The organism is Actinomycetospora sp. CA-101289 (genome assembly GCF_050955895.1).
In the GTDB taxonomy this organism is placed as follows: Bacteria; Actinomycetota; Actinomycetes; order Mycobacteriales; family Pseudonocardiaceae; genus Actinomycetospora.
In genome coordinates this window covers 2,586,974-2,609,221 of sequence record NZ_CP192093.1, presented here as the reverse complement: position 1 = coordinate 2,609,221, position 22,248 = coordinate 2,586,974, and the positions used below count along the sequence as shown (strand labels likewise).

The 22,248-nt window shown below is 74.8% G+C and carries 24 protein-coding genes; 11 read left to right on the top strand and 13 right to left on the bottom strand.

Annotation, left to right across the window (positions count from 1 at the left end):
* The first annotated feature begins 5 nt into the window (after positions 1-5).
* Complete coding sequence (locus tag ACQPX6_RS12990) at positions 6-791, top strand: helical backbone metal receptor (protein ID WP_433787731.1); 786 nt, start codon at positions 6-8, stop codon at positions 789-791.
* A gap of 14 nt (positions 792-805) precedes the next feature.
* On the opposite strand, the gene ACQPX6_RS12985 is transcribed toward ACQPX6_RS12990, so the two are convergent.
* Together ACQPX6_RS12985 and ACQPX6_RS12980 are read right to left on the bottom strand one after the other, a co-directional pair.
* On the bottom strand, positions 806-1,492 hold the full coding sequence (locus tag ACQPX6_RS12985; protein WP_433787730.1) for a hypothetical protein: 687 nt from the start codon (positions 1,490-1,492) through the stop codon (positions 806-808).
* A gap of 38 nt (positions 1,493-1,530) precedes the next feature.
* Complete coding sequence (locus tag ACQPX6_RS12980) at positions 1,531-2,292, bottom strand: SDR family NAD(P)-dependent oxidoreductase (RefSeq protein WP_433788258.1); 762 nt, start codon at positions 2,290-2,292, stop codon at positions 1,531-1,533.
* 64 nt (positions 2,293-2,356) lie between these two features.
* Here ACQPX6_RS12980 and ACQPX6_RS12975 point away from each other — a divergent pair, with 64 nt between their 5' ends.
* Together ACQPX6_RS12975 and ACQPX6_RS12970 are read left to right on the top strand one after the other, a co-directional pair.
* Positions 2,357-3,265, top strand: a complete 909-nt coding sequence (locus ACQPX6_RS12975; protein WP_433787729.1) for an AEC family transporter — start codon at positions 2,357-2,359, stop codon at positions 3,263-3,265.
* 469 nt (positions 3,266-3,734) lie between these two features.
* Positions 3,735-3,983, top strand: coding sequence for an AEC family transporter (locus ACQPX6_RS12970; protein WP_433787728.1), 249 nt, complete (start codon positions 3,735-3,737; stop codon positions 3,981-3,983).
* A gap of 42 nt (positions 3,984-4,025) precedes the next feature.
* Here ACQPX6_RS12970 and ACQPX6_RS12965 read toward each other — a convergent pair whose 3' ends face one another.
* Positions 4,026-5,213 carry an MFS transporter gene (locus ACQPX6_RS12965; RefSeq protein ID WP_433787727.1) on the bottom strand — a complete coding sequence of 396 codons (1,188 nt, stop codon included), beginning with the start codon at positions 5,211-5,213 and terminating at the stop codon, positions 4,026-4,028.
* Positions 5,214-5,317: 104 nt separating this feature from the next.
* On the opposite strand from ACQPX6_RS12965, the gene ACQPX6_RS12960 reads away from it, so the two are divergent.
* A complete protein-coding gene (locus ACQPX6_RS12960) occupies positions 5,318-6,241 on the top strand; it encodes a LysR family transcriptional regulator (protein WP_433787726.1) in 924 nt (307 codons plus the stop codon).
* A gap of 42 nt (positions 6,242-6,283) precedes the next feature.
* Here the strand turns inward: ACQPX6_RS12960 and ACQPX6_RS12955 are convergent, their stop codons facing one another.
* Positions 6,284-7,018, bottom strand: a complete 735-nt coding sequence (locus ACQPX6_RS12955) for a DUF998 domain-containing protein (protein ID WP_433787725.1) — start codon at positions 7,016-7,018, stop codon at positions 6,284-6,286.
* An 82-nt stretch (positions 7,019-7,100) separates the two neighbouring features.
* On the opposite strand from ACQPX6_RS12955, the gene ACQPX6_RS12950 reads away from it, so the two are divergent.
* From ACQPX6_RS12950 to ACQPX6_RS12940, 3 genes are all read left to right on the top strand, one after another.
* Complete coding sequence (locus ACQPX6_RS12950; RefSeq protein WP_433787724.1) at positions 7,101-7,709, top strand: TetR/AcrR family transcriptional regulator; 609 nt, start codon at positions 7,101-7,103, stop codon at positions 7,707-7,709.
* A gap of 67 nt (positions 7,710-7,776) precedes the next feature.
* On the top strand, positions 7,777-8,628 hold the full coding sequence (locus ACQPX6_RS12945; RefSeq protein ID WP_433787723.1) for a 3-hydroxyacyl-CoA dehydrogenase family protein: 852 nt from the start codon (positions 7,777-7,779) through the stop codon (positions 8,626-8,628).
* Between the two features lie 2 nt (positions 8,629-8,630).
* Positions 8,631-9,434, top strand: coding sequence for an SDR family NAD(P)-dependent oxidoreductase (locus tag ACQPX6_RS12940; protein ID WP_433787722.1), 804 nt, complete (start codon positions 8,631-8,633; stop codon positions 9,432-9,434).
* A gap of 398 nt (positions 9,435-9,832) precedes the next feature.
* Here ACQPX6_RS12940 and ACQPX6_RS12935 read toward each other — a convergent pair whose 3' ends face one another.
* From ACQPX6_RS12935 to ACQPX6_RS12910, 6 genes are all read right to left on the bottom strand, one after another.
* On the bottom strand, positions 9,833-10,336 hold the full coding sequence (locus tag ACQPX6_RS12935; protein ID WP_433787721.1) for a methylated-DNA--[protein]-cysteine S-methyltransferase: 504 nt from the start codon (positions 10,334-10,336) through the stop codon (positions 9,833-9,835).
* 116 nt (positions 10,337-10,452) lie between these two features.
* Complete coding sequence (locus tag ACQPX6_RS12930) at positions 10,453-11,751, bottom strand: Nramp family divalent metal transporter (RefSeq protein ID WP_433787720.1); 1,299 nt, start codon at positions 11,749-11,751, stop codon at positions 10,453-10,455.
* A 34-nt stretch (positions 11,752-11,785) separates the two neighbouring features.
* Complete coding sequence (locus ACQPX6_RS12925; RefSeq protein ID WP_433787719.1) at positions 11,786-12,514, bottom strand: MBL fold metallo-hydrolase; 729 nt, start codon at positions 12,512-12,514, stop codon at positions 11,786-11,788.
* The gene (locus tag ACQPX6_RS12920; protein WP_433787718.1) at positions 12,511-13,629 is read right to left on the bottom strand and encodes an alpha/beta hydrolase; all 1,119 of its coding nucleotides are present in this window, start codon (positions 13,627-13,629) and stop codon (positions 12,511-12,513) included. Before ACQPX6_RS12920 ends, ACQPX6_RS12925 begins: the two co-directional genes overlap by 4 nt.
* A gap of 7 nt (positions 13,630-13,636) precedes the next feature.
* Positions 13,637-14,032, bottom strand: a complete 396-nt coding sequence (locus ACQPX6_RS12915) for a PPOX class F420-dependent oxidoreductase (protein WP_433787717.1) — start codon at positions 14,030-14,032, stop codon at positions 13,637-13,639.
* 154 nt (positions 14,033-14,186) lie between these two features.
* Positions 14,187-14,996: a hypothetical protein gene (locus ACQPX6_RS12910; protein ID WP_433787716.1), complete on the bottom strand. Its 810-nt coding sequence runs from the start codon at positions 14,994-14,996 to the stop codon at positions 14,187-14,189.
* 66 nt (positions 14,997-15,062) lie between these two features.
* Here ACQPX6_RS12910 and ACQPX6_RS12905 point away from each other — a divergent pair, with 66 nt between their 5' ends.
* Together ACQPX6_RS12905 and ACQPX6_RS12900 are read left to right on the top strand one after the other, a co-directional pair.
* Positions 15,063-15,560, top strand: a complete 498-nt coding sequence (locus ACQPX6_RS12905) for a MarR family winged helix-turn-helix transcriptional regulator (RefSeq protein ID WP_433787715.1) — start codon at positions 15,063-15,065, stop codon at positions 15,558-15,560.
* A 35-nt stretch (positions 15,561-15,595) separates the two neighbouring features.
* Entirely contained in the window at positions 15,596-16,405 is an 810-nt protein-coding gene (locus ACQPX6_RS12900; protein ID WP_433787714.1) for a hypothetical protein, read from the top strand.
* Here ACQPX6_RS12900 and ACQPX6_RS12895 read toward each other — a convergent pair.
* The 3 genes from ACQPX6_RS12895 to ACQPX6_RS12885 form a co-directional block, all read right to left on the bottom strand.
* The gene (locus ACQPX6_RS12895; RefSeq protein WP_433787713.1) at positions 16,402-17,493 is read right to left on the bottom strand and encodes a protein kinase domain-containing protein; all 1,092 of its coding nucleotides are present in this window, start codon (positions 17,491-17,493) and stop codon (positions 16,402-16,404) included. The two genes, ACQPX6_RS12900 and ACQPX6_RS12895, sit on opposite strands and share 4 nt — an antisense overlap.
* Positions 17,490-18,053, bottom strand: a complete 564-nt coding sequence (locus ACQPX6_RS12890) for a hypothetical protein (protein ID WP_433787712.1) — start codon at positions 18,051-18,053, stop codon at positions 17,490-17,492. Before ACQPX6_RS12890 ends, ACQPX6_RS12895 begins: the two co-directional genes overlap by 4 nt.
* Before the next feature lie 124 nt (positions 18,054-18,177).
* Positions 18,178-19,881, bottom strand: coding sequence for an L-lactate permease (locus ACQPX6_RS12885; protein WP_433787711.1), 1,704 nt, complete (start codon positions 19,879-19,881; stop codon positions 18,178-18,180).
* Between the two features lie 154 nt (positions 19,882-20,035).
* Between ACQPX6_RS12885 and ACQPX6_RS12880 the strand changes: the two genes are divergently transcribed.
* A complete protein-coding gene (locus ACQPX6_RS12880; protein WP_433787710.1) occupies positions 20,036-21,505 on the top strand; it encodes a peptide MFS transporter in 1,470 nt (489 codons plus the stop codon).
* A gap of 81 nt (positions 21,506-21,586) precedes the next feature.
* Entirely contained in the window at positions 21,587-22,216 is a 630-nt protein-coding gene (locus ACQPX6_RS12875; RefSeq protein ID WP_433787709.1) for a hypothetical protein, read from the top strand.
* Positions 22,217-22,248: the final 32 nt, after the last annotated feature.

Genomic DNA, 22,248 nt, shown 5'->3' with positions numbered 1-22,248 from the left:
GGGGCATGAACGTCGTCGACGACGAGGGCACCCGCGTCTCGCTCCCCGCGTCCGTCAGCCGGGTGGTGAGCCTCGTCCCCTCGCTCACCGAGGCCGTCGGGGTCACCGCCCCCGGGCTCCTGGTGGGGGCCACGGACTGGTGCACGCACCCCGACGACCTCGACGAGCACGGGGTCACGCGGGTGCGGGGCACGAAGAATCCCGACGTGGACGCGATCGTGGCGCTGGCCCCCGACCTGGTGCTCGCCAACGCCGAGGAGAACAAGCCCGCCGAGCTCGACCGGCTGCGCGAGTCCGGCCTCGCCGTGTACGTCACCGACATCCGCGACGTCGACGGGGCCCTGCGCTCGCTGGAGCGCATGCTCGCCGCGTGCGGCCTCGAGCGGCCGGCGTGGATCGACGGGGCCCGCGCCGCGTGGGACGCGCTGGCGCTGCCCGACGCGCCGCGCCGCGCGGTGGTGCCGATCTGGCGCAAGCCGTGGATGGCGGTCGGCTCCGACACCTTCACCGGCGCGGTCCTCGCCCGTCTCGGGGTGGAGAACGTGCTCGACGACTCCCCCGAGCGCTACCCCCGCTTCGACCCCGCCGAGCTCCCCGCACACGACCTCGTGGTGCTGCCCGACGAGCCCTACCGCTTCACCGCCGACGACGGGCCCGAGAGCTTCGCCGCGCCCGCCGCGCTGGTCAGCGGGCGGCTGCTCACCTGGTACGGCCCGAGCCTGCTCGAGGCCGCGCGGGTGCTGCCCGCCGAGCTCGCGGCGGCCGGGGAGGCGACGCCGGCGGCGCGGTGAGGACCGGCCAGCCGTCAGGCCTCGGCCGCCGCCCGGCGGACCTCGTCGTGCGAGCCCTCGACCTCGATGCGCGCGAGCGCGCCCGCGAGCCGGCCGATCTTCTCGGGGCCACCGCCGTAGCGCCCGAGGTCCTCCGCGGTCTCGCCGAGTCCCAGGGCTGCCGCGGCGCGCAGGGCGCGGGCGTCGGCGAACGGGGCGATCTCGGGCCAGAGCACCTGGACCTCGCGCAGGAACACGTCGACGGCGGCGTCGTCGACCCCGGGCAGGTCGGTGAGGAACCGGCGCTCGGCCTCCGGGTCCTGGCCGGCCTCGTCGCGCAGGCGCCGCAGGTCGCCGCCCCAGGAGTCGCTCACCGCGGCGGCGAGCGCGATCAACGTCCCGGCGTCGTCGGAGGCGCTGTCGTCGCCGTCGTCGCGGTCGAAGCCCTCCACCGCGGCACCGAGCTCCTTCGCGACGTCCTGCGCGGACGCCGCGGCGAGGTCGGACGCGGTGTGCCAGCGGTTGGTGACCTCGTGCGCGGCGCGGGCTGGCCCCGCGGCCTCACCGCGCGGCGCGACGAGCACGGCGGCCACGAGGAGACCGAACAGGCTGGCGGGGTTGTTCGTGCGCCCGAGCCCGATCTCCTCGGCGAACCCCCGGCCCTCGCGCTCGAGCGCCGCGCGGGCCGTCGCCTTCTGCTCCTCGGCGAGCGTGTCGTCCATGCCGGGGGCCTACCCGGACCGAGGGCCCGCCCGAAACCTCAGGTCGTGGTGACGCCGCCGTCGACGGTGAGCGTCGTGCCGGTGACGTAGGACCCGGCGTCGGAGACGAGGAAGACCAGCGCGGCCGCGAGCTCCTCGGGATCGCCGATCCGCCCCGCCAGCACGCGCGGCATCATCTTCTCGAGGTAGCCCTCGTGGTAGCTGTCGGTCATCTCCGAGGTGAAGAAGCCGGGCGCCAGCGCGTTGACGCGGATGCCCTTGCGCGGCGTCCACTGCTGGGCCAGGTCGCGGGTCAGGCCGATCAGCCCGGCCTTCGACGCCGAGTACGCGGCCTGGGGCAGGCCCGCGGTGGTCAGCGCAAGGATGCTGGACACGTTGACGATCACGCTGCCGGGCGCCATGTGGGGCGCGGCGGCCTGGGCCATCCAGTAGCAGCCGTTGAGGTTGACGTCGATGACCTGCCGGAACTGCTCCGGGGTCTCCTTCGTCGCGGGCACGGCGGTGCCGACCCCGGCGTTGTTGACCAGCACGTCGACGCGCCCGAACTCGGCGACCGCGGCGTCGACCAGGGCGCGGCAGTCGTCGGGGGACGCGACGTCGGTGGCGACGGTGACCACCCGGCGGCCCCGCTCCTCGACGGCCTTGCGGGTCTCCTCGAGCTTCTCGATGCGGCGGGCGCCGAGCACGACGTCGGCGCCGGCCTCGGCCAGCGCGGTGGCGAAGACGACGCCGAGCCCGGAGGAGGCGCCGGTGACGACGGCGACGCGGTCGTCGAGCCGGAAGCGATCGAGGATGCCCATGGTCTCGGGACCGTAGGGCACGCACGCACTCCTAGGCTCGTCCGGTGATCGGCAGGTGAACGGGGTGCTGGAGGGGTTCCTCGTCATCGGCGTCGTCGTGGCCGTCGGGATCGTCGTCGGGCGGATGGGCCTGCTCCCGGACGCGGCGACCGAGACGCTCTCGCGCACCGCGTTCTTCGTTGCCTCGCCGGCGCTGCTGTTCGTCACGCTGCTGCGGGCGGACGTCGCGCGGGTGCTCTCGACGGGCCTCGTGGTCACCGCGCTGTCGGCGATCACGGTGTGCGCGCTGTACGTGCCGGTGGGGATGCTGCGCGGGCGCCCGCGCGGCGAGACCGTCGTGGGCTCGATGGCCAGCGGCTACCTCAACGCCGGCAACCTCGGGCTGCCGATCGCCACCTACGCCCTGGGCAGCGCGGCCGAGATCGCCCCGGCGCTGATCTTCCAGCTCGCGGTGCTCACGCCGACCTACACGACGCTGCTCGACGTCGTCGCCGCGCGGCGCCGGGGTGAGCGGGCCGGGCTCGGGGGCGCCCTGCTCGCGCCGCTGCGCAACCCGCTGCTGCTCGCGACCGCGGCGGGGCTGGGGTGCAACGTCGCCGGCGTGCGCCCGCCGGAGGGGGTGCTCGAGCCGCTGGAGCTGCTGGCCGACCTCGCGGTGCCGGCGATGCTGCTGGCGTTCGGGCTGTCGCTCGCGCACGCCCAGCGCCCGGGCCGCGACGACGACCCGGTCTGCCTGGGCGCGGTGATCGTGCTCAAGAACCTGGTGCACCCGCTGCTGGCGCTGGGGCTGGGCGTGGCGTTCGGGCTGGGCGGGCCAGCGCTGCTCACCGTGGTCGTGAGCGCCGCGCTGCCCACCGCGCAGAACGTCTTCGGCTACGCGGTGCGCTTCGACACCGGCGTCCCGCTGGCTCGCGACGCGGCGCTGCTGACGACGCTGCTCAGCGTCCCGGTGCTGCTCGTGGCGGCCCTGTGACGGCCGTCCGGATCACATCGGCGCGGCCGGACGCATGAGCGACATCGGTGCTCTCGCGCGTCGCGTTCTTCGTCGCCACGCCCGCGCTGCTGTGCCGGCAACCTGGGCCTGCCGATCGCGGTGTACGCGCTGTCGAGCCCCGCCGACGTCGCGCCGGCGCTGATCTTCCAGCTGGCGATCCTCACGCCGGTGTTCCCCACGATCCTCGACGTCCAGTGCGCGCGGTCGAACGGCGAGCGCCCGTCCTACGCCTGGACGCTGAGCGCGCCGCTGCGCAACCCGCTCGCGATCGCGACGACGCTCGGCGTCCTCGTCGCGCTCCTGGGCGTCGAGCTGCCCGAACCCGTGAGCGCGCCGATCGAGATGATCGGCGACTTCGCCGTGCCCGCGATGCTGCTCGCGTTCGGCGTCTCGCTGGTGTCCGCCCACCGGCCCCGGCCGCGACGAGGACCCCGTCGTCCTCGGGGCGGTGGTGCTGCTGAAGAACGTCGTGCAGCCGGCGCTGGCGCTCGGGCTGGCGCTGCTGTTGGGGATCGACGGCGACGAGCTGGTCGCGGTGGCCGTCATGGCCGCGCTGCCGACGGCGCAGAACGTCTTCGGCTACGCCGTGCGCTTCGGGACCGGGACGAGCCTCGCCCGCGACAGCGCGCTGGTCTCGACCGTCGTCAGCGTCCCGGTCCTGCTGGGGGTGTTAACGCTGGCACCGGCCCTCACGTGAGCGATCTCTGGGCCTATAGCCCCAAAGATCGCTCACGTGGGGTCAGGCCGCGGCCAGGGCCCGGACCGCCTCCTGGCGACGGACGCGCACCTCGAGGCCGCCGGAGAGGGCGAGGACCGCGAGGCCGACGACGGCGAGCACGGAGCCCACGATCGCGGGCGCGAGGTAGCCCAGGCCCGCGGCGATGACCATCCCGCCCAGCCAGGCGCCCAGCGAGTTCGCGATGTTCGACGCCGACTGGATCGCCGCCGACGCCATGGTCGGCGCCTCGCCCACGAGGTCGAGGATGCGCGTCTGGATCGCCGGGCCCAGGGCCAGCGAGAACATGCCCGCCCCGAACAGCGAGAGCACCGCGAGCACCGGGTGCTGCACCGTGACGGTGAAGCTGACGAGTACCACGGCCAGCGCGACGAGGCACGTGTACAGGGTGGCCAGCGGGGCCCGGTCGGCCGCGCGCCCGCCGAGCAGCGAGCCCGCGGTCATGCCCAGCCCGACCACCGCGAGCAGCACGGTGACGGTCGCCGCCGAGAACCCGCCGACCTCGGTGAGCATCGGGGTGACGTAGCTGTAGCAGGCGAACATGGCGCCGAAGCCGAAGACCACCGCGAGCAGCGAGAGCACGACCTGCGGGTGGCGCAGCGTCGCGACCTCGGTGCGCAGGGCGCCCGGCCCGGTCGCGGTGGGCTCGGCGGCGGGGACGAACGCGGCGACGGCGGCCAGGGCGACGACGCCGATCACGCCGACCAGCGCGAACGTCGCCCGCCAGCCGGCGGCCTGCCCGAGCAGCGTGGCCAGCGGGACGCCGACGACGTTGGCGACGGTGAGGCCGAGGAACACGCGCGAGACGGCCGTGGCGCGCCGCTGCCGGCCCACCATGGCCGCCGCGGTGACCGAGGCGAGGCCGAAGAAGGCGCCGTGCGGCAGGCCGGTGAGGAAGCGGACGACGAGCAGCGAGGTCATGCCCGGGGCGAGCGCCGACGCGACGTTGCCGGCCGCGAACACGGCCATGAGCGCCATGAGCACCAGGCGCCGCGGCAGCTTCACCGTGGCGACGGCGAGCAGCGGCGCGCCGACGACGACGCCCGCGGCGTAGGCGGAGACGAGGTGGCCGGCGCCGCTGACGGTGACGCCGAGGTCACCGGCGACCTGCGGCAGCAGGCCCATGATCACGAACTCGGTGGTGCCGATGCCGAAGGTGCCCAGGGCGAGGGCGAGCAGGGCCAGAGGCACGGGGAGCTCCTCGGGGAGACGGGCTTTCGGGGACGCCCTCCACGCTGCGTCGCCTGCGCCCATAAGTCGAAGAAGGTCACCGCGAAAGCGCATAAGCTGAACTGATGCCGACGTTGCGCCAGCTCGAGTACTTCCTCGCCGTCGCCGACGAGGGCTCGTTCACGCGGGCCGCGGACCGGCTGTTCGTCACCCAGCCCGGCCTCTCGCAGCAGATCGCCACCCTGGAGAAGGAGCTCGGCGGGGCGGTGTTCAGCCGCCTGCCGCGTGCGGTGGCTCTCACCCCGACCGGCCGCGCGCTCCTCCCCCACGCCCGCGCGGCCGTCACCGCCGCCGAGCGCGGCAGCGCCGCGGCCCGCGCCGCCACCGGCTCCGAGGGCGGCGAGCTGCGCATCGGCTGCGTCTACTCGGTGAGCCTCGGGCTCCTGCCCGGCGTGCTGCGCCGCTGGCGGGCCGAGAACCCGGACGTCACCGTGCGGCTCTACGAGCACCGCCACGGCGACACGCTCGCCACCGCGGTCACCGAGGGCCAGGCCGACGTCGGGGTCGGGCCCGTGCCGGCGCAGTGGCGCGGGCGCCAGCGCAGCCTCGGCCACGAGGAGATGGTGGTGCTGCTGCCGCCCAACCTCGGCGCCGACGACGTCATGGCCCCCGTCGGCGGGGAGATCGCGCTGAGCCGCCTCGAGCACGTGCCGTGGGTGCAGTACGCGCCCGACCACGCCCTGGCCGACGTGCTGGTCGACGCCTGCCGCCAGGTCGGCTACCGCCCGCGCGTGGCCGTGCGCACCGAGCAGACCGCGGTCGCCCCGCTGCTCACCGCCGCCGGGATCGGGCCGTCACTGGTGCCCGCGGCGATCGTCCCGCCGGTGTTCGCGGGCACGATCGCCCGGCCCGTCCCCCGCGTCGAGCGCGAGCTCGCCGCCTACACGGGCTCCACGCCCGACGCGCTGACCAACCGCTTCCTGGGCCTCGTCGCCCGGGCCGCGGTGCTGGTGCCCGAGCATGTGTCCTCGGCGCTGGCGCGCTCGTGAGCGCTTGCCCGTGCCGGGGCACGGACGAGCACGCACACCCCCTCAGCCGGCCGCGGGGGTGAGCAGCGGCGTGCGGCGGTAGAGGTCGACCGAGACCACGGCGAGCCAGACCCACGCCAGCACGACACCGACCCAGAACCCGAGCACGACGGCCGGGCTCGACGAACCGCTCGCGATGCCCGCGAACGCGAGCAGGAACAGCACCCCGGTGGCGCGCGAGAACCCGGCCATGCCGGCGCGGCCCTCGTGGGCGTACCGCTGCGCGATCACCCAGGTGCCCGCGACGAGAAAGAGGAAGCCGAGCCCGCCGAGCACCAGGTGACCGATCCCGCCGACCGTCACGACGGCCGGCGGGCCCTCCGGGGTCCCGGGCGGGTAGCCGTTCATCGGGTCGGCGACGAACACCCCGGCCCCGACGAGGCCCACCCCGTACCCGGCGACGAGCCGCGGGCCCCACGTCCTGCCGGGCCCGTCCCCGAGCACCCGCAGGGCGCGACCCATCCCGACCGCCGCGGCCACGGTCATCAGCCCGGACAGCACGAGGTTCGCGATCTGGATCCAGCCCCAGGGACCCGCGGCGAGCAGGCTCAGGTCGTGGCGGGCGAGGTCGAAGCCGTCGCGGGTGAGGGCCTGCACGAGGCCGACGACGACGTAGAACGGCCCGGCCAGCACGCCGTAGCCCAGCAGCGAGCGCGTGATCGCGGCGTGCCGGTCGGCGTCGCCGCGCCCGACCAGCGGGCTGCCCGAGGGGCCGGTCGGGCGGGTGGAGCCGGTCATCGCGATCGTCCTCGGGGTCGGTGGCAGGGGGCCGGACGGTACTGGTCCTGGTACCGTACCGTCCAGTTCGAGGAGGTGGCGCGTGACCGCGGGGAAGCACGCCGTGATCGTCCGGGCGGCCACCGAGCTGTTCCTCCGGCAGGGCTTCCGGGCCACCAGCACCGAGCAGATCGCCGCGGCCGCCGCGGTGTCCAAGCAGACCGTCTACACCCGCTTCGGCGACAAGGAGAGCCTGTTCCGCGAGGTCGTGCTCGCGGTCGCCCCCACCGCCGAGGCGTTCGCGGCGGACCTGACGTCCTCGCTGGTCGACGCCGTCACGGCCGACGAGGTCGAGGCAGTGCTGCGCGCGGTGGCCCGGCGCTACCTCGCCGCGGTGATGGACCCGCAGGTCCTGGCGCTGCGCCGGCTGGTCATCGGCGAGGCCGCGCGGTTCCCGGAGGTGGCGGCTGCGTACTACGCGCGGTCGCCGGCGATGGTGCTGGCCGCCCTCGCCCGCGAGTTCGGCCGGCTCGCCGAGCGCGGGCTGGTCACCCTCGACGACCCGCGACGGGCCGCCGACGACTTCGCGTTCCTGCTCCTGGGCCGCCCCCTGGACCACGGGATGTTCCACGCCACGCCGGAGATCGACATCGCCGAGGCCGCCGACCACGCGGTCGACGTCTTCCTCGCGGCCCATCGCGTCGGGCTGTGAGTGCTCGTCCGTGCTATGACACGGGGTAAGAGGAGCACGCCGAGAGGGAGACCGGAGGTCCAAGGACGTGGATCAGCGCCCCACCGCAGCCGTCGTCGGGGGCGGGACGATGGGCGCGGGGATCGCCCACGTCCTGCTCGCCGCCGGCTCCCCCGTCACCCTGGTCGAGGCCGACGAGTCCCGCGGCGACGCGGCGCGTGCGGCCGTCGTCACCAGCCTCGACGGGGCCGCACAGCGCGGGAAGCTCCCCGAGGGCACCACGCGCGACGACCTGCTCGCGCGCCTGACGCTGTCGACCACTGTCGAGGAGCTGCCGGCCGACACCGCGCTGGTGGTCGAGGCGGTGCCCGAGCGCGTCGACGTCAAGCAGGCCGTGCTCGGCGGCGCCGCCCGCGCCTGCCCCGAGGCGGTGCTCGCGTCCAACACCTCGTCGCTCTCGATCGGCGCGATCGCCGCCGACCTGCCCGGCGAGCGCGTCATCGGCATGCACTTCTTCAACCCGGTGCCCGCGCAGAAGCTCGTCGAGCTCGTCGTCCACCCCGGCACCTCGGAGGCGACGACCGAGGCCACCCGCGAATGGGTCGAGGCGCTGGGCAAGACCGCGATCGTCGTCAACGACGCGCCCGGCTTCGCCACCTCGCGTCTCGGGCTCACCGTGGGGCTCGAGGCGATCCGCATGGTCGAGGAGGGCGTCGCGAGCCCCGAGGACATCGACACCGGCATGCAGCTCGGCTACCGCTGGCCGATGGGCCCGCTGCGCCTCACCGACGTCGTCGGGCTCGACGTGCGCCTGGCCATCGCCGAGCACCTCACGAACGAGCTCGGGCCGCGCTTCACCCCGCCGCAGCTGCTGCGCGACAAGGTCGAGCGCGGCGAGCTCGGGCAGAAGTCCGGGCGCGGCTTCTACGACTGGAGCTGACCGTGGACCTGGGGCTCACCGGGCACGTCGCGATCGTCACCGGCGGCTCGCGCGGCATCGGCCTGGCCTGTGCATGCGGCCTCGCGGCCGAGGGCGCGCACGTCGTGCTGGTCGCCCGCGACGCCGCGGCGCTCGAGACCGCGGCCGGGCAGGTGCGGGCGGCGGGACCCGCGTCGACGGTGCTGCCGCTGGTCGCCGACACCACCGACGACGCGGCCGTGCGGGCGATGGTCGCGCGGGTCGTCGACGAGCTGGGCGGCGTGGACGTGCTGGTCAACGCCGCGGCGCCGCCCGCCGGCGGAGGTCCCGTGCCGGCGCTGGCCGAGCTGACCGACGCCGCGGTGCTCGACGCCGTCGACACCAAGGTGCTCGGCTACCTGCGCACCGCCCGCGCCGTCGCCCCGCACATGAGCGCACGGGGCGCCGGGCGCATCGTCAACATCTCGGGCCTCAACGCCCGGCGCACCGGCTCGATCGCGGGGACCGTGCGCAACGTCGGCGTCGCGGCGCTGACCGCGAACCTCGCCGACGAGCTCGGCCCGTCCGGGGTCGGCGTCGTCGTCGTGCACCCGGGCTACACCGACACCGAGCGCACCCCGGGCATGGTCGCCGAGCGCATGGCGGCGACCGGGCTCCCGGAGGCCGAGGTCCGCGCGGAGCTGGCGCAGGGCACCAGCCTGCGCCGGATTCCCACCGCGCAGGAGGTGGCCGACGTCGTCGTCTTCCTCGCCTCGCCCCGGGCGGTCGCGGTGACCGGGGACGCCGTGGTCGCCGGCGGCGGCGAGCGGGGCGTCGTGCACTACTAGTCGCGCCAGGGGGATCCGCACGTCAGCGCTCCTGCGTCGCGCTGCCCCGCGATCCCGGCGCGGAACTACCCCTACACGCACGAACCGGCGCCCCCGATGGGGACGCCGGCTCGTATCTGGGAGGAAGTGTCAGCTCGGGACCCGCACGGGCCCGGTCGTCCCACCATCCGCTGAGATGCGCTCATCGGCGTGGAGACTGGTATCGATCAGCTCCCGTGCGCGGTACGGCGCCGGGTCGACCGGGTCCTCGTGATGTTGTGCGGGGTGTTCCCTGCGTCCAATCCATCACCTCGATCCCGGTCGGAAACCTTCGGTCGTGACTGCAGCGCGATCAGCCCTCAGCTCGTGTGATCAGCACCACAACGACACCTCTGAACATACTCGCGCCGCCCGCACGGTCAAGGCCCTCCACGCTCCAGCTGCTGGAGCAAACGCTTGCGTTCGACGCCGGGTCCCCCACCCGAGGGATGACCCGCGGACGTCACCACGCGGTGGCAGGGCACGAGCAGGCTGACCGGGTTGCGGGCGTTCGCGGTGCCGACGGCCTGGGCCGCGCGGGGCTTGTCGATCGCCGCCGCGAGCGCCCCGTAGGTCGTCACCGCGCCGTACGGGACGTCCTGCAACGCGGCGAAGACGGCGCGCGCGAACGGCGTCCCGGGAGGGTCGACGGGCAGCGAGAACGTGCGGCGCGTGCCGGCGAAGTACTCGTCCAGCTCGCCGGCCAGGTCGTCCAGCGCGGCGCAGGCGCCGTCGTCGGGCGTGCCGAACGCCGGATCGGGACCGCGTTCCCGCTGGTCGTGGACGTGCACGCCGACCACGGCGCCCGCCTCGTCGTCCCAGGTCAGGGTCAGCGGCCCGATCGGGCTGTCGACGACGCGGAACCGGCGGGAGGAGACCGTCACGCGTCCCTCTCTACCCGCGGGAGTAGCCGCGGCATGTGCGTGCCATCGGAGTCCGCCTTCGGACCCCTACGTGAGCGATCTTCTCGGCGATAGCCGCGAACATCGCTCACATGGACCTAGCCGAACAGGTCCACCAGCTCCGACGCGCACAGCCCGAAGAACAGCAGCGCCGAGCCGATGAGCAGGGTCGTCGAGAGCCACCCGTTGCGCCACTCGCGCGGCGTCCGGCGCCCGCCCAGCAACCACAGCAGCGTCACGGCGAGGAACGGCATGAAGAACGCCCCGAGCGCGCCGTAGGCCACCACGAGCGCGAACGGGCGCCCGAGGAACAGCAGCGCCATCGGCGGGAACGTCAGCCACAACAGGTAGGCGCGGTACGGGGTGCTGCGGTGGGCGTCGTCGGAGAGCTGGCCGGCGGCGGCCAGCTCCTCGGGCGTGGTGGCGACGGCCTCGCGGCGGGTGCGGACGAAGTCGGTGACCAGCAGGCTCACGCCCTGCCACACCCCGAGCAGCGACGAGAACGACGTCGCGAAGAAGCCGACGAGGAACAGCGTCGCGATCACCGGCCCGAAGCGCTGGGCGAGGATCGCGTCGAGGTCGAGCAGGCCGCGGTCGCTCTCGACCAGCGCGATGTTCGCCGTGTACAGCAGCTCCGCGCCGACCACGAGCATGGCGGCGACGAAGATCCCGGTGGTGATGTAGGCGACGCGGTTGTCCAGGCGCATCACCCGCATCCATGAGCTGTCGCGCCAGCCCTTGGCGTTCACCCAGTACCCGTACGCGGCCATGGTCACCGTGCCGCCGACGCCGCCGACCAGGCCCAGCGTGTAGATCCCCGAGCCCGTCGGCAGCGTCGGCAGCAGCCCCGCCAGCATCGCCGGGACGTCCGGCACCACGAGGATCGCGAGACCCACCACGACGACGAACATGACGCCGACCAGCACCGTCATGATCTTCTCGAAGAACCGGTACGAGCCGAACCACACGAGCACCAGCCCGAGCAGCCCGCACGGGATGCCCCAGGCGGGGATCGAGCCGCCGAACATCGCCGCCAGCGGCAGCGCCGACGACGTCATGGCCGTCGCGCCGTAGACGAAGCCCCAGATCACGACGTAGACGACGAAGTACACCGTCGTCCACGGCCCGAGCGAGCGCCAGCCCGCGAAGATCGTCGAGCCGGTGGCGAGGTGCCAGCGTCCCGTCGCCTCGGCCAGCGCGACCTTGACGACGACGCCGAGCACCACCGCCCACAGCAGCGTGTAGCCGTACTCGGAGCCGGCGACGAGCGTGGCGACGAGGTCGCCGGCGCCGACGCCCGTGGCTGCGACGACGATGCCCGGGCCGACGATGCTCCAGCGGCGCCGCGGCTCCTGCGTGTCCGTGGTCCCGACGTCCTGCGTCCCCCGATCGGTCATGTCGGGCAGTCCACCAGCTCGCCGGGGCGTCTCGCTACGACCTCGCCCGCGCCACCGCCTCGGCCGGCGTCCCGCGCCACGCCGGGCCGTGTCCGGGCAGGAGGACGGCGGCGTCGAGGGCCGCGAGGGTGTCGAGCGCGGCCTCGGCCCGGGCCGTGTCGTGGTCGAAGAACGCCGGGAGGCGCTGGGGGCCGGTGCGGGCGGTGGTCGGGTGGCCGGTGGCCAGCGCGTCGCCGCTGACGAGCACGCCGGCGCCGGGGAGCAGGTAGGCGGTGTGGCCGCTCGTGTGCCCGGGGGTGGCGACGGGGACGGGGGCGCCGGGGAGGTCGAGGGGCGGGTCCGGGAGGGCGGTGGCCGTCGGCACGCTCACCGACCGCAGGGCCCCGAGCCGCGCGATCGTCGCCGCCCAGGCGAGCACCCGCGGGCGCCAGGCCTGGCGGGCGACGTCGGCGGGCGTGGCCTGCTCGAGGAACTCGCGACGGGCGTGGCGGGCCTCGGTCTCCCCGGTGAGCACCGGGAACCCGTGGCGCGCGGCCAGCGGCGCGAGGCCCCCGATGTGGTCGACGTGGGCGTGGGTGACGAGCGCGGCGACGACGTCGCCCGGCGCCCGCCCGATCGCGGCGAGCGAGGCCTCGACCGCCGCGGCGTCCGCGGGGTAGCCGCCGTCGATCAGGGTCACGGCGTGGCCGTCGTCGACGAGCACCCAGTTCACGGCGGCGGCGCGCACCAGGTGCACGTCGTCGGCGACCTGCTCGACCCTCACCGCGCCCGCACCCCCACCTGCTCGGCGAGGAACGCGGCGACGGCGGGGCGGGTCGCCTGGGCGCCCGGGCTGCCGAACGGGTAGTCGAAGACGTGGTCGGCGTGCGGCACCTCGAGGAGCCTGCCGGGCACGCCGGCGTCGCGCAGCGCCCGGTCGTAGGCGAGCACGAGGTCGGGGAAGACGAAGTGGTCGGCCGACCCGAGCACCAGCAGCGTCGGCGGCAGGTCGGGGCGCACGAGGTCGGCCGGGGAGCCCGCGCGCACGGCCGCGTCGTGCTCGGCCGCCGCCCCGCCGAGCACCGCGTCCTGCAGCGACCGGTCGATCCGGCGCAGGTCGGTGACCGGGTAGTACGCCACGACCGCCCGCGGGCGCGGCACGTCGTACTCGCCGGCGAGCACCCCGGCCGCGGAGCTCAGGGCGAGGGTCGCGCCCGCGGACTGGCCGGCGAGCACGAGGCGCTGCGGGTCGAGGTCCTCCTCGGCGGCGTGCGCGACGGCCCACGCCATCGCCGCGGCGACGTCCCGGCGCTGGCCCTCCCCCACCGGCGCGGGCGGCGGGAGGCGGTACTCGACGGAGACCACCGCGAACCCCCGGTCGGCGAGCCAGCGGTTGAGCGCGGTGCGGTCGTCGCGCTCCCCGCGGACCCAGCTGCCGCCGTGCACCCAGACGACGACGGGGTGCGGCCCGGGGCCCGCGGGGCGGTAGAGGTCGAGGGACAGGGGCCGGCCGAGCTCGTCGACGCCGTACTGCTCCGTGCGGTCGGGGTGCCCGTCGGGCTGGCCGACGACGGTGAGGGCCTGCCACCAGTCGACGGACGCGCCCTCGGCACCCGCGACCCGGCCCTGGCCGACCAGCACGCCGGCGAGGGCGACCGTCGCGGCCAGCGCGAGCGCGCCGAGGACCCCGCCGACCCGGGGTGACCCGGCGCCCCACGCCAGCGCGCCGAGCCCGACGCCGACGAGGGCCGCGAGCGCGGCGTGCAGCGGGTACTGGCCGGTGACGAAGGAGCCGAGGAACCCGAGCACCGGCAGGCGCGGGGCGTAGGTCCCGATCGCGACGACGAGCAGGGTGCCGATCCACACCACGGCCACGACACGGACCAGCCAGACCAGCACAGGCGGCTCAGTACCCGATGTTCGTGATGCGGTCGGCCGCGATGGTGAGGATCACGCGCACCTGGTCCGGTCCGCCGAACGCCGGGTACGGGCGACCCAGGTAGCGCTGCGAGAGCGCGTCGATGTGGGCGTCGCCGCCCTCGGTCGTCCGGTCGATCACGCGGCCCCGGACGCCGAAGTAGCGAGCCGGCCGGTCGGGGTCGGCGACGTTGAGCGCGACGCGGGGGTCGCGGGCGATGTTGCGGACCTTCTGGTGGCTCTCGACGGTGTTGATCAGGATGTGGTCGCCGTCGGTGTCGACCCACGTCTGCGTCATCTGCGGCGAGCCGTCGGGCATCAGGGTGCTGATGAAGCAGGGCGCGGGGCGGCGCAGGAGTGCGGTGAGATCGTCGGGGAGCGTCACGGGGTCCTCTGGTCGGGGCGGGTGGATCGAGGACGGCGTACCCCGGGGCCGGCGGCCTGACCGTGATCGTGGGGGATTTCCTGGCCCTATCGGCGTGCTGTGTTGGATCGCCAGCGTGGCCCCCAGGCTGGCACAACCCGTGCGCCGTGAACGGTCAGCCGAAGGCGGCGGGGACGCGGCGGCCGGGCGGGGCGACGAGTACGCGGCGCACGGCCACGGCCAGGACCGCCACGAGGGCCACCAGGGCCGCGACGACCACGGCGAAGGGCGGGCCCATCACCACGATCGCGGCGAGCGCCCAGACCACGGACGCCGCGTAGGGCAGCGCTCCGGGGCCCCGGGCCACCACGGCGGCGGCGATCGCGCCGGTGACCAGCAGCACGAGCGCGCCCAGCACCGTCGCCACGCCGCCCGTGCCCGGGGCGCCGAGGAACGTGCCGGTGGTGGCCGCGCCGACGACGGTGGCCACGCTCACCCAGCCCGCGTAGAGGCCGACGGGGCCGTGGAGCAGCAGGCGGTCGGCGACTCCCGAGGCCGGCAGGCGCGTGAGCTGCGCCAGCGCGGCGGCCAGCACCACGAGCAGCGCGACGATGATCACCTGGGCCAGTACCACCGCCTGCGCCGAGAACGCGAGGATCCAGCCCGCGTTGAACACCGTCGACGCCACCAGCCACCACCCCGTCGCCCGGTGCACCGCCCGCCCGGGCTGGCCGGGCAGCACCTGGCGCACCGCGAGCAGCAGGATCGCGGCGTAGATCGGGCCCCAGATCGAGAACGCGGCCGGCGCGGGCATGACCACGGTGGTGTTCTCCTGCGCCACCTGGCCCACCGACAGGCCCAGCGCCCCCGACCCGCCGAGCCCGCCCACGACGATCTGCAGCACCGCGCCCAGCAGGAGCGCGACCGACCGGACGTGGTCGGCGGCGGTGGGCCTCGTGGTGGGCGCGGACACGGTCGCGGTCATCGTTCTCCTCCATCATCGAACCTCTCGACGGTCGAGATTACCCCGGACGCGGCTAGGCTGCACGGTGTGACCGACGGTGACCGGGAGGCGCGTGAGCACCTCGTCGACCTGCTCCAGGCCTACGCCGACGAGGCCGGGCGGCTCGGGCAGGCGTTCGCCGCGGGGCAGGGGCTGCACCGCACCGACGCCCAGGCCCTGCTCGCCGTGCTGCGCGCCGAGCGGGCGGGCGCCGCGCTGACCCCGGGGCGGCTCGGCGAGGAGGTCGGGCTGTCCTCCGGCGCCACGACCGCGGCCGTCGACCGGCTCGAGCGCCTCGGCCACCTGCACCGCGTCCGCGACGACGTCGACCGGCGCCGCGTCACGCTGCACCACGACCCCGCGGGTGCCGACGTCGGGCGCGCCTGGTTCGGCCCGCTCGCCGCGCGCCTCGACGCCGTCGTCGCCGACTACTCCCCCGACCAGCTGGCCCTCGTGACCCGGTTCCTCACCGACGTGGTCGACGCCGTCGCCCGGCACCGCGCGGACATGGGCGTCCCCGCGGCGGTCGAGGGAGGCCGGCCCTGAGCTCCCCGGTCGTCGCCGCCCGGGCGCGCCTCGCGGTGGCGGTCGTCGCGGTCCTCGCCGTCCTCGCGCTGGTGATCACGCTGATCGTGCTGCTCGCCGACAGCGGCCCGAGCGCCCGGCCGCGCTGCACGATCACCGCGCCGCCCGACTCCCCCGGGCTGCCCGCGACCTGGACGCTGTCCCCCGAGCAGGCCGACAGCGCCGCGACGATCGTCGGCGTCGGGCGGCGCCTCGGCGTCCCCGACCGCGCGGTGACGATCGCCCTGGCCACCGCGATCCAGGAGTCGGGACTGGTCAACCTCGACTACGGCGACCGCGACTCCCTCGGCCTGTTCCAGCAGCGCCCGAGCCAGGGCTGGGGCACCGAGGACGAGATCCTCGACCCCGTCGCCAGCACCACCGCCTTCTACGAGGGCCTGCTGCAGATCCCGGGCTGGCCCTCCATGGACGTCACCGTCGCCGCGCAGGCCGTGCAGCGCAGCGGCTTCCCCGAGGCCTACGCCGACCACGAGCCCGAGGCCCGCCTCATGGCCGTGTCGCTGCTCGGGCAGGCGCCCGGGTCGTGGACCTGTGCCGACCTGCCCGCGACCGCGCCGGAGGACGCGTCGGCGGCGCCGGTCGCGGCGCTCGCGAGCAGCGAGCTCGGCACCACGCGCCTTTCGGGCGAGCAGCCGGCCGAGCAGGGGTGGGCCATCGCCACCTGGCTCGTGGCGCACGGCGAGCGCCTGTCGCTCGAGAGCGTCACCTACGACGGGCAGACCTGGACGGTGGCCTCGGGGGCGTGGGCCACCACGGGCCCCGCCGACGGGCGCCTGTCCCTGCGGCGGATCGGCCAGCCCGGCTAGCGCAGAGCCAGCAGCGTCGCGGCGCCCGCGAGCGCCAGCACGGCGAGCACCACGAGCGTGATGCCGAGGACCCGGATCGCCGACCAGGGGTTGCGCTCGCCGGCTCCGGGGCCGGTGTCGGGCACGTCCTGGGGGCGGGTCGCCGCCACGCGACCGCCACCGCCCGCGCCGGCCCCGGTGCCGCCGGAGTCCCCCGACGCCCGCTGGCCGGGCACCACCGCGGTGCGCGCGGTGGGGTCGGCCGCCGCGAAGCGCCGCAGGTCGTTCGCCAGCTCGCGGGCGTCGTGGTGGCGCATCGCCGGCTCCATCGCCAGCGCCCGCAGCACCACGGCGTCGAGGTCGGGCGAGAGGTCCCGCACGATCTCCCGCGGCGGGACGGGCAGCTCGCGCAGCCGCTGCGAGGCGACCTCGACCGAGCTCGGCCCGCGGAAAGGCGGCTGTCCCGTGAGCAGCTCGTAGAGCGTGCAGCCCACGGCGTAGAGGTCGGAGCGCCCGTCGAGCGGCTCGCAGCGCACCTGCTCGGGCGAGAGGTAGGCCGCAGTGCCCATGACCACCCCGGTGCCCGTGAACCCCTCGACGTCCGCGACGCGGGCGATGCCGAAGTCCATGAGCTTCACCGGGCCGTCGTGGCAGCGCATGATGTTGCCCGGGTTGACGTCGCGGTGCACGATCCCGCGGTCGTGGGCCGCGGCGAGCGCCTCACACACCGGCACCAGCACCGCCGCTGCCTCGCCCGGGTCGAGCCGGCCCCGCGCCTGGAGCTCCTGGCGCAGCGTGCGACCGTCGACGCACTCCATGACGACGAAGACCTCGCCGCTGTCGCCGCCGGCGAACCCGACGTCGTGCACGGCGACGACCGACGGGTGGTCGATCGACGCCGCCGCCCGGGCCTCGTCGCGCAGGCGCCCGCCGAACTCGGCGTCGCCGCGGTGCTCGGCGGGCAGCAGCTTGACCGCCACCGTGCGGCCCAGCTCGAGGTCGACCGCACGGTGGACCTCGGCCATGCCGCCGCGGCCGATCAGCTCGCGCAGCTCGTAGCGGTCCTTGAGGACGCGGGACTGGCCGCGCGCCTGGTGCGGAGCACTCACAGCCGGCGGGTGCGGTTGGCGTCGCCGCCCCCGAGCAGGGCGTCGAACAGGTACCGGTGGTCGACCATCGCCTGGCGCATGTCCTCGGTGTCCGGGGAGCCGTCCTCGAGCTCGGTGGCCGTGCGGTGGGCCGAGCGGTAGCGCTCGACGAGGTCCGGGTGGTCCACCGAGATCATCTTGGCGCGCTCCTCGAAGCGCTCGGTGGGGTAGCCGCGCTCGCGCATCACCTGCTGGACCAGCAGGTCCGCGTCCCGCAGCCCCGTCGAGGGCTGCTCGACGAACGCCGACTGCGCCGAGTCCCACGCCTGGCCGAACCGGTCGCGCTCGGAGCCCTCGAGCTCGCGGACCTCGATCTCGCGGCGTCGCTTGAGCCGCGCACGCAGCTCGCGCTCGCCGTCGCGCTGGCCGTACTCGCCGACCACGCGCTCGTACTCGTCGCCGAACTGGCTGCGCAGCGCCGCCCGCCGTGACCGGGACCGGCTGCGGGCGATGACCACCAGCACGACCCCGAGCACCAGCACCACGGCGGCGACCACGACGATGATCAGGACCGGATCCATGCACCCCTCCGCGCGCCCGTACGGCTTCCCGGGCGATCATCCCACCAGGTGCCCCGCGAACCCCGGCCCCGAGCACCGTCCGGGTGAAGAGTCGCCGAACGGTTCGGCTCGCTACTCCGCGTGCTCAGCCCGCCACGACCATCCAGCCGAGCACGGGCGTCGACTGCAGCAGCACCAGCACGCACATGCCCGCCAGGAACACGAGGCTCCACACCAGCACCTTGCGGAAGATCTCCCCCTCGCGCCCGCTCATCGCCACCGCCGACGCCGCGATGGCCAGGTTCTGGGGCGAGACCATCTTGCCGAGCACGCCCCCGGAGCTGTTGGCCGCGGCCAGCAGGATCGGGTCGAGACCCGCGCCCCGCGCGGCCGTGACCTGCAGCGAGCCGAACAGCGAGTTGGCCGAGGTGTCCGAGCCCGTCACCGCGACGCCGAGCCAGCCCAGCACCGGGGAGAGCACCGCGAAGAAGGCCCCGGTGCCCGCGAGCAGGCCGCCGAGGGTCAGCGTCTGCCCCGAGGTGTTCATGACGTAGGCCAGCGCCAGGACCGCCATCACGGTGACGATCGCCGTGCGCAGCTGCACGAGCACGCGCCCGTAGGCCGCGACGGCCACCGCAGGCCGCACGCGCAGGACCAGCGCCGTGAGGATCCCGGCGAAGAGCAGGATCGTGCCCGCGGACTCCAGCCAGTTCAGCGTGAACGCCTGCGTCGACACCGGCTTGCCGGCCTCGGTCACGACGTTCAGCCCCGGCCAGTTGAACTTCGTCGTCGTGGCGCCCAGGGCGTCGTCGATGAACGGGATCTGCTGGAGGGAGAACAGCAGGATGATGATCAGGTAGGGCGCGTAGGCGAGGACCACGTCGCGGCGGCTGTCCCGCGTGTGGTCGTCGTGGTCGGAGCCCGTCGGGGCGTCGGTGGACGAGGCGCCACCGGACCCGCCGTCTCCCCCGCCGCCGGAGGACACGCTCACCGTCTCCCGGGTGTCCTGCGGCGCGTCCGCCGGGACCTCCGCGCGGCGCGGCGGCCGGATGCGCACGAGCAGCACCACCGCGCCCGCCGAGAGCAGCGCCGCGACGATGTCGGTGAGCGCGAGCGAGATGAAGTTGGACGTCACGTACTGCGCGACACCGAAGACCAGCCCGGCGACGAGCGCCACCGGCCAGGTCTCCCGCAGGCCCCGGGCCCCGTCGACGAGGAAGACGAGGACGAACGGCACGAACACCGCGAGGATCGGGGTCTGGCGCCCGACCATCGCCCCGAGGGCCTCCTCGGGCAGCCCGGTGACCTGCGCCAGCGTGGTGATCGGCACGGCGATGGCCCCGAACGCGACGGGCGCCGTGTTGGCCACCAGCGCCACCACCGCGGCCTTGAGCGGGCTGAACCGCAGGGCGATGAGCATGACCGTGCAGATCGCCACCGGGGTGCCGAAGCCCGCGAGTGCCTCGAGCAGCGCGCCGAAGCAGAAGGCGATGATCACGGCCTGGACCCGCTGGTCGTCCGAGACCGACCCGAACGACCGCCGCAGCACGTCGAACTGCCCGGTCGAGACGGTCATCTGGTAGATCCAGAGCGCGTTGATCACGATCCAGAGGATCGGGAAGAAGCCGAACACTGCGCCCTCGGTGCCGGCGAGCAACGCCTGGGAGACCGGCATGCCGTAGGCCAGGATCGCGACGAGCAGCGCCACGGCGAGGCCGACCAGCGCGGCCAGCCAGGCCCGGACCCGCAGGCCCCCGAGCAGCACGAACAGCGTCAGCAACGGGAGCACGGCCACGAGCGAGCTCAGGGCCAGCGACCCGCCGAGCGGGGTGTCGTTCTGGACGTACACGTGCCACCTCCCCCTGCGCGGCCGCGGCGTCGCGCGTTGGTGGCGCAGCGTGCCCGGTTCGTGCCCCGCTGTCGACACGAACGGCGGTCTCACCCCGGTCAAGTCTCGATGACACGCCTGGCGGTCGCGCTGCGCGAGGGGCACCCTGCTCTGCGTGACGACGACGCCCACCGCCGACACCGGGCCCTCGACCGATCGGCGCTTCTTCGGTCACCCGCTCGCGCTCGGCAGCCTGTTCTCGGTCGAGCTCTGGGAGCGCTTCTCGTTCTACGGGATGCAGACCGTCATGGCGTACTACCTGTACTACGCCGCGACCGAGGGCGGCCTGGGCTTCCCGAAGGCCTCCGCCACGAGCGTCATCGGCGCCTACGGCGGCCTCGTGTACCTCGCGGCCGTCGTGGGCGCGTGGGTCGCCGACCGGCTGCTCGGGGCCGAGCGCACGCTCTTCTTCTCCGCGATCGCGGTCATGGCGGGGCACGTCGCGCTCGCGGTGCTGCCGGGGATCACCGGCGTCGCGGTCGGGCTCGTCCTGGTCGCCCTGGGCAGCGGCGGGGTGAAGACCTCGGCCACGACGGTGGTCGGCTCGCTCTACGCCCGTGACGACCCGCGCGTCGACGCCGGCTTCTCGATCTTCTACATGGGCGTCAACATCGGCGCGCTCGTCGGTCCGCTGCTCACGGGCCTCACCCAGGACCTCGTGGGCTTCCACTGGGCCTTCGGCCTCGCGGCGGCCGGCATGGCGCTCGGCCTGGTGATCTACACGCTGGGGCGCCGGAGCCTGCCGTCGAGCGCCGCGGTCGTGCCCGACCCCCTCCCGCCCGGGGCCTGGGTGCGGCCCCTCGTCGGCGCGGTCGCCGTCGTGGTGCTCGTCGCCGTCGGCTTCCTGACCGGCGTCCTGTCCGCCGCGACGCTCTCGACGAGCGTGGCGATCGTCGTCGCGGTGATCGCGGTGGTGATCTTCGCGATCATGCTGACGAGCCCCAAGACCGACGGCGACGAGCGCAGCCGCGTGCGCGCCTTCATCCCGTTGTGGCTGGGCAGCGTGGTGTTCTGGTCGCTGTTCCAGCAGCAGTTCACCGTCGTCGAGCTGTACTCCGACGAGCGGCTGGACCGGAACCTGTTCGGCTGGGAGATGCCGGTCAACTGGGTGAACTCGATCGAGCCGTTCTGGGTGATCGTCCTCGCGCCGGTGTTCGCGGTGCTGTGGACGAAGCTGGGCCAGCGGGCGCCCTCCACCCCGGCCAAGTTCGCCATCGGCGCGGGCGGCATGGGCCTCGCGTTCCTGCTGTTCCTGCCCTGGGCCGGCGGCGTCGGCAACACGACCCCGGTGCTCGCGGTCGTCCTGATCCTGCTGGTCTTCGCGCTGGCCGAGCTCAACCTCTCGCCGGTCGGGCTCTCCCTGTCGACCCGCATCGGGCCGGCCGCGTTCCGCAACCTCACCGTCGCGCTGTTCTACCTGTCGATCTCGCTCGGCTCGGCGCTCTCCGGCACGCTCGCGGGCTTCTATGCCCCCGAGCACGAGGCCGCCTACTTCGGCATCACCGGCGCCGCGGCGATCGTGCTGGGCCTCGTCCTGGTCGCGCTCACGCCGTTGATCCGGCGGGCGATGCGGGGCGTGCGCTGACGGGCCCGCCCGCTCCTCTCGACACCGACGAGTTTGTCCTGCAAACTCGTCAGCACGCAAGACCAGCCTGAGGAGCAGACCATGGCCGCCTCCACGCACGACCCCGACCACGCCCTGTCGCCGGAGGACTCGCTGGCGCTCATCGACGCCCAGCGCCGCACCACCCAGCGCCGGCTGCGCCCGCACCCGCTCGCGCTCTTCCTGCCCTGGGGCCTCGTCTACGTGGTCGCGTTCGGCGCCGTCTGGCTCACCCTCGGCCCCGGCCTGCTGCCCGCGCCGGCCACCGTCGTGGTCGTCGCCCTGGCCGTCGTCGGGGCCGTGGCCACGATGCTGACCGCGCTGGTCCGCAGCCACCACGGGGTGGAGGGGCCGACGCGGCGGGTCGCCACCCGCTACGGCGGGAGCTGGGCGCTCGCCTTCGCGACCCTGGGCGTCGTCAACTCCCAGCTGATCGGGCTCGGCGTCGCGCCGACGACGATCTCGCTGATCTGGTCGAGCTCCGCGCTGATCGTCGTCGGGCTGCTCACCCTCGCCGGCGGGCTGCTGTGGCCGGGCAGCGGCCAGTACGTGCTGGGCGTGTGGATCCTGGTCTCCGCCGCGCTGAGCATCATCGTCGGCTACCCCACCAATTTCCTCGTCCTGTCCCTCGCCGGCGGGGGCGGCTTCGTCGTGCTCGCCCTGGTGGCGTGGGCGCGCGGGCGGCAGACGTGAGCACCGAGCAGCGCGACGACCCCGCCGCGACG

Bases quoted from the DNA above. Each gene is read 5' to 3' on its own strand.
- ACQPX6_RS12985 (WP_433787730.1), bottom strand. From the start codon at position 1,492: ATGGACGACACGCTCGCCGAGGAGCAGAAGGCGACGGCCCGCGCGGCG.
- ACQPX6_RS12910 (WP_433787716.1), bottom strand. From the start codon at position 14,996: ATGACCGCGACCGTGTCCGCGCCCACCACGAGGCCCACCGCCGCCGAC.
- ACQPX6_RS12955 (WP_433787725.1), bottom strand. From the start codon at position 7,018: ATGACCGGCTCCACCCGCCCGACCGGCCCCTCGGGCAGCCCGCTGGTC.
- ACQPX6_RS12930 (WP_433787720.1), bottom strand. From the start codon at position 11,751: ATGACCGATCGGGGGACGCAGGACGTCGGGACCACGGACACGCAGGAG.
- ACQPX6_RS12990 (WP_433787731.1), top strand. From the start codon at position 6: ATGAACGTCGTCGACGACGAGGGCACCCGCGTCTCGCTCCCCGCGTCC.
- ACQPX6_RS12875 (WP_433787709.1), top strand. From the start codon at position 21,587: ATGGCCGCCTCCACGCACGACCCCGACCACGCCCTGTCGCCGGAGGAC.
- ACQPX6_RS12890 (WP_433787712.1), bottom strand. From the start codon at position 18,053: ATGGATCCGGTCCTGATCATCGTCGTGGTCGCCGCCGTGGTGCTGGTG.
- ACQPX6_RS12980 (WP_433788258.1), bottom strand. From the start codon at position 2,292: ATGGGCATCCTCGATCGCTTCCGGCTCGACGACCGCGTCGCCGTCGTC.
- ACQPX6_RS12960 (WP_433787726.1), top strand. From the start codon at position 5,318: ATGCCGACGTTGCGCCAGCTCGAGTACTTCCTCGCCGTCGCCGACGAG.